9 protein-coding genes are annotated in these 9,433 nt (G+C 72.2%); 8 read left to right on the top strand and 1 reads right to left on the bottom strand.

Translation table 11 applies throughout. The features are described 5' to 3' along the window. The first annotated feature begins 2 nt into the window (after positions 1-2). The 6 genes from LZ198_RS18820 (at position 3) to LZ198_RS18795 (ending at position 5,777) form a co-directional block, all read left to right on the top strand. A complete protein-coding gene (locus tag LZ198_RS18820) occupies positions 3-395 on the top strand; it encodes a hypothetical protein (RefSeq protein WP_323382777.1) in 393 nt (130 codons plus the stop codon). Positions 396-399: 4 nt separating this feature from the next. After that, the gene (locus LZ198_RS18815) at positions 400-660 is read left to right on the top strand and encodes a DUF5985 family protein (RefSeq protein WP_253973382.1); all 261 of its coding nucleotides are present in this window, start codon (positions 400-402) and stop codon (positions 658-660) included. An 11-nt stretch (positions 661-671) separates the two neighbouring features. Continuing rightward, positions 672-944 (top strand): DUF5985 family protein, encoded by a 273-nt coding sequence (locus LZ198_RS18810; RefSeq protein ID WP_253973381.1) that lies wholly within the window; start codon positions 672-674, stop codon positions 942-944. Between the two features lie 76 nt (positions 945-1,020). Next, complete coding sequence (locus LZ198_RS18805) at positions 1,021-2,184, top strand: alkaline phosphatase PhoX (protein WP_253973508.1); 1,164 nt, start codon at positions 1,021-1,023, stop codon at positions 2,182-2,184. 57 nt (positions 2,185-2,241) lie between these two features. Next, positions 2,242-3,192: an aldo/keto reductase gene (locus LZ198_RS18800; RefSeq protein WP_253973380.1), complete on the top strand. Its 951-nt coding sequence runs from the start codon at positions 2,242-2,244 to the stop codon at positions 3,190-3,192. Positions 3,193-3,356: 164 nt separating this feature from the next. Next, positions 3,357-5,777 (top strand): sensor histidine kinase, encoded by a 2,421-nt coding sequence (locus LZ198_RS18795; RefSeq protein WP_253973379.1) that lies wholly within the window; start codon positions 3,357-3,359, stop codon positions 5,775-5,777. Between the two features lie 6 nt (positions 5,778-5,783). Here the strand turns inward: LZ198_RS18795 and LZ198_RS18790 are convergent, their stop codons facing one another. Then, the gene (locus LZ198_RS18790) at positions 5,784-6,551 is read right to left on the bottom strand and encodes a class I SAM-dependent methyltransferase (protein WP_253973378.1); all 768 of its coding nucleotides are present in this window, start codon (positions 6,549-6,551) and stop codon (positions 5,784-5,786) included. A gap of 783 nt (positions 6,552-7,334) precedes the next feature. On the opposite strand from LZ198_RS18790, the gene LZ198_RS18785 reads away from it, so the two are divergent. After that, positions 7,335-8,618, top strand: a complete 1,284-nt coding sequence (locus LZ198_RS18785) for a sensor histidine kinase (RefSeq protein ID WP_253973377.1) — start codon at positions 7,335-7,337, stop codon at positions 8,616-8,618. After that, positions 8,590-9,360, top strand: coding sequence for a LytR/AlgR family response regulator transcription factor (locus tag LZ198_RS18780; protein WP_253973376.1), 771 nt, complete (start codon positions 8,590-8,592; stop codon positions 9,358-9,360). Before LZ198_RS18785 ends, LZ198_RS18780 begins: the two co-directional genes overlap by 29 nt. The last annotated feature ends 73 nt before the right edge of the window (positions 9,361-9,433 follow it).

Genomic DNA, 9,433 nt, shown 5'->3' with positions numbered 1-9,433 from the left:
CTGTGAGCGACGCCGGACTTCCCATGCGGGTCCAGCGTTTCATCACGACGCACATCGATTCCCTGGAGAAGCTGGAGGTGCTTCTCCTGCTCCGGTCCCAGAGCGGGAAGGAGTGGACCGCGTCGTCGGTGAGCCTGGAGCTGCGCATCACAGATTCTTCCGCGGCCGCGCGCCTGGCGGACCTGACCGAGCGCAAGCTCCTGGTGAGCGACGGGGGGACACCGCCCGTCTATCGGTTCAGTCCCGCGAGTTCGGAGGACGTGCAGGCGGTGACGGAGCTGGCGGCGGTGTACGGTGCGCGCAGGGTGAGTGTCATCTCCTTCATCTTCTCGCGGCCGCTGGACAAGGTCCGGGGCTTCGCGGAGGCCTTCGTTCTGAAGAAGGACAAGGAGTAGGACCATGGCGGAGGCCGTCTACATCCTCTGTGCCTTGACGAGCGTGGCGTGCGCGGTGCTGCTGCTGCGCGCCTGGAAGCGCAGCCAGTCCCGGCTGCTCCTGTGGAGTGGCCTGTGCTTCGTGGGCATGGCCCTCAGCAACATCCTGCTGTTCGTGGACCTGGTCATCCTGCCCTCGACCATCGACCTGTACATGCCCCGGCTGCTGGCCACGCTGGCCAGCGTGGCCGTGCTGCTCTACGGACTCATCTGGGACGCCTCGTGAGGTAGCTCGCCATGCTCAGGTCCATGCTCAATGGCGCGGTGGCGATGGGGTGGTTGGCGTGCGCGTTGTTCTTCCTGCGCTTCTGGAAGCAGTCGCGGGAGCGACTGTTCGCTTTCTTCTCCGGGGCCTTCGTCCTGTTGGCGGTCAACTCCGTCGCGGCCGCGCTGATGGACTCGCTGGACGAGCGTCGCTACTACCTCTACCTGGCCCGGCTCGTCGCCTTCCTCGTCATCCTCTACGCCATCTGGGACAAGAACCGCTCGAGTCGCCAGGGCGGGGGATGAGGAGGCCCGCGGGCGACGGGTGAGGGCGGGGGCGCGGACGGGGGTGCCGCGCCACGAGGGGGGCGTGGTGCGTCGATTGGGTCGTCGGGATTTCATCCGTCTCTCCGCGCTGGCGGGGGGGACGTTGGCGTGGGGGACTTCCTTCTGGAGGGCGGCGTACGCGCTGCCGGCCCGTCCGGGGAGGGGGCCCTACGGGGCCATGTCCGGCACACCGGACGCGCGCGGCCTGCGATTGCCGGCGGGCTTCACGTCGCGCCTGCTCGCGCGCAGCGGACGCGTGGTGTCCGGCTCCGCCTACGCCTGGCACCCCGCGCCGGACGGGGGCGCGTGCTTCGCGCAACCGGATGGCGGCTGGGTCTACACGTCCAACAGCGAGGTGTCGTCCGGCGGGACGGGGGCGCTGCGCTTCTCCGGCGCGGGGGCGGTGGTGGGCGCGTACCGCGTGCTGTCCGGCACGCGGATGAACTGCGCGGGAGGGCCCACCCCGTGGGGCACGTGGCTGTCCTGCGAGGAGTTCGTCGGAGGGCGCGTGTGGGAGTGTGATCCGACGCGGCCCTCGCAGGGCGTGGTGCGCGCCGCGTTGGGCACGTTCTCGCACGAGGCGGTGACGGTGGACCCGGTGCGCCGCCGGTTGTACCTGACGGAGGACACGCCGACGGGGCGCCTGTATCGCTTCACGCCGGCGGTGTGGCCGGTGTTGAAGGCGGGCCTGCTGGAGGCGGCGCGGATGACGGGGGACCCGCTGGCGGGCACGGCGAAGCTGGGCTGGGTGGGGTGCGCCTCCACGATGCCCGCGTCCCGACAGTCCAACGTCGCGTCGCGCACGACGGTGTTCGATGGCGCGGAGGGCTGCTGGTACGACTCGGGCGTCGTCTACTTCACGACCAAGGGGGACAAGCGCGTCTGGGCCCACACGCCGGACACCGGCGACCTGGAGGTCATCTACGACCATTCGCTGTTCCCGGGGTCGCCGCTCACGGGCGTGGACAACGTGCTGGTCTCCCGGTCGGGAGACCTGTTCGTGGCCGAGGACGGCGGCAACATGGAGATCTGCCTCATCACCCCGGGGCCCGAGCGGGTGGTGTCCTCGTTCCTGCGCCTGATGGGACACGCGGGTTCGGAAATCACCGGGCCGGCCTTCAGCCCGGACGGCCGGCGGCTGTACTTCAGCTCACAGCGCGGCACCACCAACGCCGACGGGGACGGCTACACCTTCGAGGTCTCCGGGCCCTTCCGGTGAGCAGGCGTCCCGCCCGGCTTGCTTGACGCGGTGGGGGCCCTCCTGCACAACGACGGGATGAGCACCTCCCTTCCTCGCTTCACGCCCCGCCGCGCGCTGGGGCGCACCGGCTTCGTCGCCACGGCGGTGGGCATCGGCGACATCGCGGACGGCGCGGTGCCGCGCGACACGCTCGTCGGCACGCTGCGGCGGGCGCTGGACGCGGGGCTCAACGTCATCGACACGGCGCCCAACTACGAGGAAGGGTTGAGCGAGCAGGTGGTGGGCGAGGCGCTGCGCGGCCGCCGCGAGGGCGTCTTCCTCATCGACAAGGTGGACGAGCACGACGCGCCGGTGGCGCCGCAGGTGGAGGGCAGCCTGCAGCGGCTGGGCCACGACGCGGTGGACCTGTTCGTCTTCCACGCGGTGTCGGAGCCGGACGCGTGGCGGCGGCTGTCCGCGCCGGGCGGGGGCATGGCGCAGCTGGGCCAGTGCGTGCGCGAGGGCAAGGCGCGCTTCCGGGGCATCTCCAGCCACCACCCGGACGTGCTCACCGCGGCGCTGCGCTCCGGCCTGTGCGACGTGGTGATGTTCCCCCTGGGGCCCTTCGTCGACGCGCGCTACGTGGAGGAGGTGCTCCCGCTGGCGCGCTCGCTCGGCGTGGGCGTGGTGTCCTTCAAGACGTTCGGCGCGGGCAAGCTGCTGGGCGACACGGAGGGCTATGGCCGCCCGATGACGGCGCGGCCTCGCGGCAAGGTGGGCTCGGGGGGACTCGACGACCGCGCCGCTCCCGTGCTGCCGCATCTTTCCGTGGAGGAGTGCGTGCGCTACACGCTCACGCTGGACCCGGACGTGATGTTGATGGGGATGAGCCACCCCAATGAGCAGGACGCGGCGCTGCGCGCGGCCAACGCCTGGAGTCCTCTCTCCGTCGAGGCGCTGCGACAGGTGCGTGAGCGCGCGCGTGCCGCCATCGATGGAAAGGGAGCGGTGTGGTGGAATCCTCCCGCTGTCTCGGATGTCGGCTGAGACCTCGTGAGCAGTGATTGACCCAGGCGCGGGTCTGACAGCGGACAATCGCATCGCCTGATTCGCGGATGGCATTGTCGCGACGTACAGGACAACGTTCGGACACGGTCTGATATTGCCCGGCGTATCTCCTGCATCACGGATTGCTTCCAATGTCCGCCGAGATGAATCCCAATTCTGTCTTCTTTCGCGCGAGCCCGGGCGGCACCCCCGGCGCGCGCGCGACATCCGACGAACGCGTCGAGTCTCCCGTGGAGATGGGGGCGCGTCTGGAATTCCTCGCGCGCGCCGGCGAGCTGCTGAGCGCGTCGCTCGACTGGCGCACGGTGCTCCAGCAGCTCGCGGAGCTGGTGGTGCCGGCGCTCGCGGACTGGTGCGCGGTGGACGTCCTGTCCGACGACGGACACGTGGAGCGGGTCGCCGCGGCGCACCGGGAGCGGGAGAAGGTGTCGCTCATCCACGAGCTGTCCCGGCTGCAGCCGCCCGACCTCGTGTCGCCGGGGAGCCTCTCGGAGGTGCTGCGCACCGGCCGGCCGGTGGTGATGGAGGTGGTGACGGAGGACACGCTGCCGCTCCTGGTGCGGCGGGCGGAGCAGGTGGACGTGATGCGCAGGCTCGGCATCCACTCGGGCGTGGTGATGCCGCTGCAGGGGCGCGGGCGGGTGTTGGGGGCCGTCTCGCTGGTGCGCGGCGAGGAGGGCGCATCCATCACGGCGTCGGACCTGGAGCTGGTGCGGGAGCTGACCCGTCGCGCCAGCCTCTCCATGGACAACGCGCTCCTGTACGCGGAGGCGCGCGAGGCCCAGGCGCGCACCGAGCGGCTCCAGGCGGTGACCGCGGCGCTGTCCCGCGCGGCGACGGCGAAGGAGGTGGCGGACGTCCTGATGAACGAGGGCCTGCGCGCGACGGGCGCGTGCCGGGGCGCGGTCGCGGAGATGAACGACGAGGGGCGGCTCCACGTGCTGGGCTCGTTCGGCCACTCCGAGGACGCGGCCCGGGCCTTCGAGGGACGGCGCACGGGGCACTTCCCGGTGCTGCGGCAGGCCATGGAGCGGCGCGAGGCGCAGTGGTTCTCCTCGTTGGAGGACTTCCTCTCCGTGGCGGGGCTGCCGCGCTACATGCTGGAGACGCAGGGCCTGGGCGCGCGCGCCATCCTCCCGCTGATGACGGAGCGGGGCATGCGTGGCTTCGTCGCGCTGACGTGGAGCGTGGCGCGTGTCTTCCCCGTGGTGGAGCGGCGCTTCCTGGAGGCGCTGGTGTACCAGGGGGCGCAGGCGCTGGAGCGCGCGGCGCTGTATGGCACGTTGCGCGAGCGCGGTGAGCGGTTGCACAGCGCGCTCCAGGTGGGCAAGGAGGCCGAGGAGCGGCTCTTCTTCCTGCTGGAGGCGAGCCGCGCGCTGGCCGAGCACCTGGATGACGTGGAGTGGACGCTGGAGCACGTCTCGCGCGTGGCCGCCAGCAGCGTGGCGTCCCTGTGCCTGGTGGAGCTGGCGGGGCCGGACGGCGCGCTGCGGTGCGTGGCGGCCTCGCACCAGGACTCGGGCCGCAACGCGCTGGTGCTCTCGGCGCTGGAGCACGAGGGCACGCTGCCCCTGTCGCGCGAGTGCTACGAGACGGGCGAGCCGCGCTACCTGCCGGACGTGGGGGTGTCGCTGCGCGGCGAATTGGCGATGAACCCGGGCCACCGGACGCTGCTGGAGATGCTGGGGCCGGGGACGCTGCTGGTGGTGCCGGTGCGCACGCGGGGGCGCACGCTGGGCGTCATCACCCTGGGGACGTCCGCGCCCCAGCGCCCGCTGGCGATGGCGGACGTGTCGATGATGGAGGAGCTGGCGCGCCGGGTGGCGGTGGCGCTGGAGAACGCGTCGCTGTACCGGGCCGCGCAGGCGGCGGTGCGGTTGCGCGACGAGTTCCTCTCCGTGGCGAGCCACGAGCTGAAGACGCCGCTGACGAGCCTCAAGCTCCAGCATGGCCTCATCGAGCGGGTGCTCGGGCCGGACTCGCGGGAGAAGGTGGCGCCCAGGCTGGCCACGGCGGTGCGGCAGGTGCAGCGGCTCACCACGCTGGTGGACCACCTGCTCGACGTGAGCCGCGTGTCGCTGGGGCGCATGGCGCTGGAGCCCACGGAGCTGGACCTGGGGCAGGCGGTGCGCGACGCGGTGGAGCGGATGGAGGAGGTGTTCACGCTGGCCGGGTGCAAGGTCCAGCTCCACCTCCCGGGGCCGTTGCTGGGGCGGTGGGACGCGCTGCGGTTGGACCAGGTGCTGGTGAACCTCCTGACCAACGCGGCCAAGTACGGCGCGGGGCGGCCGGTGCAGGTGGAGGCGGCCGGCGCGCTGGAGGGCATGGTGCGGCTGTCGGTGCGCGACGAGGGCATCGGCATCTCGGAGGAGGACCTGCCGCGCCTGTTCGGACGCTTCGAGCGCGCGGTGTCGGACCGGCACTACGGTGGCCTGGGCCTGGGGCTCTACATCAGCCGGCAGATCGTCGAGGCCATGGGCGGACGCATCGAGGTGGAGAGCCGGCAGGGGCTCGGCTCCATCTTCACGGTGCACCTGCCGCGCGGGACGGACGTGGCGCGCTGAGCGGCGTCAGGGGTGGGTGGGTTTGCGCGCCTCGATGAGGAAGCGCGTCGTGGTGGCGACGAAGGGGCCGTGCCGCTGGAGGTGTTCGTGCAGCGCGCGGAGCCGGGGCCGGTATCGCTCGACGGTGAAGTCCGGCACCATCCAGATGACCTTGCGCAGGAAGTAGATGACGGCGCCGACGTCGAGGAACTCCGTGCGCAGCGACTCCAGGCGGAGGTCGACGACCTGGAGGCCCGCGGCCTCGGCCTCGGCGCGCGCGTCGTCCGGGTGGCGCTTGCGGTGGACGTCGGCGGGGAGGGGGCCGAGGAAGTACTCCACCAGCTCGAAGACGCTGGCGGGGCCGACCTGCTGGGAGAAGTACGTGCCGCCCGGCTGGAGCACGCGGGCGATGTCCTTCCACCACGTCGTCACGGGGTGGCGGCTGACGACCAGGTCGAACGCCTCGTCGGCGAAGGGGAGGGGTGGCTCGTCGGAGTCGGCGACGACGACCACGCCGCGCGGGTGGAGCCGCTTCGTCGCCTGGGCGATGTTCGGTGGCCAGGACTCGGTCGCCACGACGAGGCGCGGGAGCGTGGGGACCCCCGCGAGGACCTCGCCGCCGCCCGTCTGGATGTCGAGCGCGGCGGAGGCCCGGGCCATGCGCTCGCCCATGGCGCGCTGGTAGCCCCACGACGGGCGCTGCTCCGTCGCGCGCCCCTCCAGCCAGGAGAAGTCCCAGCCCGACACCGACACCGACGCCGCCTCGGCCTCCAGCTCCTCGTACGTGCGCGACATGCGCGGTGTCGTATCGCGCAGCTTGGGGAGGTGGCCACCGCGAAGCAGCCAGGGTGTCCTGGAGTGGAGCGCCGTCCCGCTCCACGACGCGCCCCGCGTCCGGGTCCACGGCGTTCGGGGAGTGGCTCCCGTACCGCGTGCTGGTCCCAAGGGCGGGAGAGGCGCTCCCCGCGAGGCTCGGTGCGCGACGTCACCCCACGGACCGCGTCAGGGGCGGGTCAACCTCCGAGGCAGTGCCCGCGAGTCGCCTCCGCTCGCTCTCGGGGCTGCCTCGCGGAGGCCGAGGTCCCCGGGTTTCGTCGCCTCCGCTCGCTCTCGGGGCTGCCGCGCGGAGGCCGAGGTCCCCGGCCTCGTCGCCTCCGCTGGCTCTCGGGCTGCCGCGCGGAGGCCGGGGTCCCCGCGCTTCGTCGCCTTCGCTCGCTCTCGGGGCTGCCGCGCGGAGGCCGGGGTCCCCGCGCTTCGTCGCCTTCGCTCGCTCTCGGGGCTGCCGCGCGGAGGCCGGGGTCCCCGCGCTTCGTCGCCTTCGCTCACTCTCGGGGCTGCCGCGCGGAGGCCGGGGTCCCCGCGCTTCGTCGCCTTCGCTCGCTCTCGGGGCTGCCGCGCGGAGGCCGGGGTCCCCGCGCTTCGTCGCCTTCGCTCACTCTCGGGGCTGCCGAGCGGAGGCCGAGGTCCCCGGGCTTCGTCGCCTCTTTTCGGGGTCGGGTCGGCTGAATCCGTGCTTCGTCGCCTGGCCGCGCTCCCGGGTTCCCGTGGGGCTACTCTCCTGCTCGAACCCTCATCGGAGTGAGTGTCACCGTGCTCGCCAGCGGCTTCTTCATCGCCCGTCTCACCTGCGCCTGGCTGGGGCTGCTCTTCATCGCCATGGTGGTCTGGTCGGGCCTGGCGTCTCCTGGGTCGCCGCCCTTCCCGGAGCCGTTCCTCCTGGCCCTGTTGGCGCCGGGCTACGCGACCCTCCGGGCCATCTCGCACGCGCGGCGGGTCCGGCTGCTCGTGGACCGGGTGGACTCCGTCGCGCTGGCCAACCGCCAGCGGCGCCAGGTCGAGCTTCCCTTCGAGGCGGTGGTGGCCTTCGAGCTGGTCGACGCCGCCCTCCTGGAGATGGCCCCCGCGGAGATGCTGGAGCGCTCACGTGAGCGGCTCCAGGTGCGCGCGAGGCTCCCCCGGCTGGACCCCTACCCGAGCGGCTCGCCCGGGCGCTGGCGCCTGCCCCGACTGTTGTCGCGCCAGCCGTACAACCAGGTCCTGGCCACGGTGACACCCGGCGAGGGCGTCAGCCGCGTCACGGTGATTTGCGAGCCGCTGGCCGGAGCGTGGTTGGACCTGTTCCGGGTGGATGACGGCACCAACCTGGAGAACGCGGAGGCGCTGACGCGGGCCCTGACCCGCCACGTGAGCGAGCAGCGACGCCGGGAGCAGGAGGCCGCGAAGCAGACCGCCACCGAGAAGGAGCTGGCCGTGGCCCGGCTCAACCTGCTGCAAGCCCAGGTGGAGCCCCACTTCCTCTACAACACGCTGGCCAACGCCCAGGTGCTCACCCGCGTCGACCCGGCTCGGGCCGGGGAGATGCTCGGTCACCTCATCACCTACCTGCGTCACTCGCTGCCGCGCACGTCGGGCGCGCCGTCGACGCTGGGCGAGGAGCTGGAGCGCTCGCGGGCCTACCTGGACATCATGAAGATTCGCATGGGGGACCGCCTGAGTCCCCAGCTCGATGTCCCGGAGAGTCTGCGTGGCGTGCCCTTCCCGCCGATGATGCTGCAGACCCTGGTCGAGAACGCGCTCAAGCACGGGCTGGAGCCCCGCCCCGGCGGTGGCACGGTCTGGATACGGGCTCGCGCCAACGGGGACCGGCTCAGCGTGACGGTCGCCGATGACGGGCAGGGCCTGGGCGCGGAGACCGCCGGCACGGGGGTCGGCTTGAGGAACGTGCGCGAGCGGCTGCGGCTCGCCCATGGAGACCGGGCCTCCTTCGTCCTGACGTCGAACTTCCCCAGCGGCGTCGCCGCGACCCTGACCCTTCCCTTGGAGGAGGTGGACCATGCCCCGGTACGTGCTCGCGGAGGATGAGGCGCTCCTGCGCACGTCGCTCGTGGAGCAGCTCCGCGAGGTGTGGCCGGAGCTCGAGCTCGTCGCCGAGTGCGAGGACGGCGCCAGCGCGCTGGCCACCATCGCCACCCACCGGCCCGACGTGGCCTTCCTCGACATCCGCATGCCGGGGCTGACGGGCCTGGAGGTCGCGGCGGCCGTGGCGGAGGGCAGCCCGCGCACCCAGGTCGTCTTCGTCACCGCGTATGACCAGCACGCGGTGGAGGCCTTCGAGAAGGGCGCGGTGGACTACCTGCTCAAGCCCGTGGCCCGGGAGCGGCTCGTGGCCACGGTGCGGCGGCTGCGAGCGCGCGCACCGTCGGGAGGCATGGAGGGCGCGGTGCTGGCGTCGCTGGTCCAGCGGCTGAGCGAATCCCTGCCGAGCGTGAAGCGCCCCGAGCCCCTCGTCTGGCTCACCGCCACGTCCGGCCGGGAGACGCGCCTCATCCTCGTGGACGACGTGGCCTACTTCCAGGCGGACAACAAGTACACCGTGGTGATGACGGCGGAGGGGGAGGCGCTCCTGCGAAAGCCGATTCGCGAGCTGCTCGACGCGCTCGACCCGGCCGTGTTCAAGCAGATCCACCGCTCCACCATCGTCAACCTGAGGGCCATCGCGTCGGTGTCTCGTGACGACACGGGCAAGGGCCTGCTCCGGCTGAGACATCGCCCGGAGACCCTCACGGTGTCTCAGCCCTTCATGTTCCTGTTCCGCGGCATGTAACACCCGCCTCATCCCAGTCGTCCCGGCGCCGCCGCGCCGTCTCAATCCCAAACCGTGGCATGTCTGCGCATGC

Source organism: Myxococcus dinghuensis (genome assembly GCF_024198235.1).
GTDB lineage: Bacteria > Myxococcota > Myxococcia > Myxococcales > Myxococcaceae > Myxococcus > Myxococcus dinghuensis.
The sequence above is the reverse complement of the archived record's forward strand: the minus strand, read 5'-3'. Positions and strand labels throughout refer to the sequence as shown.